This is a genomic window from Lentilactobacillus parafarraginis DSM 18390 = JCM 14109 (assembly GCF_001435895.1).
GTDB classification, from domain to species: domain Bacteria; phylum Bacillota; class Bacilli; order Lactobacillales; family Lactobacillaceae; genus Lentilactobacillus; species Lentilactobacillus parafarraginis.
On record NZ_AZFZ01000172.1, the window covers coordinates 1 to 1170 of the forward strand.

Here is a 1170-nt window from a genome sequence, read left to right on the forward strand (position 1 = left end):
TAAAAAGCTTGTTTTAAGACAGACCCTAATATCTTTGTTAAATTATTTCAATCTATAATCGGTCCGTTAACTATATCGTTAATTATTAAACGAACAGTACATCAAAAGAATGAATCATTTGGTCACGTATGCGCACTAAAACCCTCTGAGGACGACTAAGACCTTTTAAGTGGCCCTGTGACGATTCTGGAAACATCGTTAATGGCACTTTCGACTGGTCTTCACAGTTGAGTTTCTACTTAAAAAGGAGTTTATGTTTACGTCGTATTTACGAGGTTTTAAAATAAGAGCAAATATGCAAGCAAACGGAAAATGAGCTTGGCGATTATCTGACCGGCGTCACCACGATTAAAAATGATGGCCGGTCAGATCACATTTTAGATAAGTACTTGTATGAAACGAGTTGACCAATTTAAGGGGGTGAGCACATGCTACTACTGCTGATACTGCTCTCAATTTTGTCGCTGTGGATGGTTTGGAAGTTTTTTACCAGTTGGGTTTGGTGGTTGCTCGGAATTCTCATCGTGATCAATTTATTTTCTTGGATTGCGGGGCTTTTTAATCCGTTGGTGGGTCTGATGAACGATAATCTTTGGATTGGGCTATCGATCTTAGCGTTAGCCGTGGCGTTTACGATTAATGTCACCCCACCACTATTTGGCAAACCGACCCTCCTTAAACAATGGCGGGCCCGAACACACCGAAAGCATTGAGAAAAATTTTATGGCTTTTCATCAATGAACCTGACGGAATTTTAATCGGGCAAAGAAAGCCGATCACCATCTTGATGATTGGTTCTTAATTTGGAAAAATTCGTTGACACTTTGTTGACACTCCCGTTCCAAAAGCTTCCGAACGAGTCCACTTCAATCCAAAAATCGAAAAATAAAAAACCGCTTGTAATGGCGGTTTAATCCGAATTAATTTGATTGAGGTGGAACCCTTGGGAATCTTAATAATGACAGTTAAGCCGTCTCCGGGATTTGAACCCGGGACCTCTTCCTTACCATGGAAACGCTCTACCTTCTGAGCTAAGGCGGCACAATTGATATGAAATCTGACACTCAAACAGCTTACCAAATCCTTTTAGATATAACAAGAGGTCGAGACAAAATTTTCATTTGTCTCGACCTCTTCTGTTTGCGTGGCAACGTCCTACCCTCGCAGGGG

General features: G+C 41.0%; 1 protein-coding gene and 1 tRNA gene. One reads left to right on the plus strand and one right to left on the minus strand.

What is annotated here, in order from left to right; genetic code table 11:
• Positions 1-428 precede the first annotated feature (428 nt).
• Positions 429-713, plus strand: coding sequence for a hypothetical protein (locus tag FD47_RS14555; RefSeq protein WP_054736783.1), 285 nt, complete (start codon positions 429-431; stop codon positions 711-713).
• Positions 714-968: 255 nt separating this feature from the next.
• Here the strand turns inward: FD47_RS14555 and FD47_RS14560 are convergent.
• A tRNA-Thr gene (locus FD47_RS14560) sits at positions 969-1041 on the minus strand.
• Between the last annotated feature and the right edge of the window lie 129 nt (positions 1042-1170).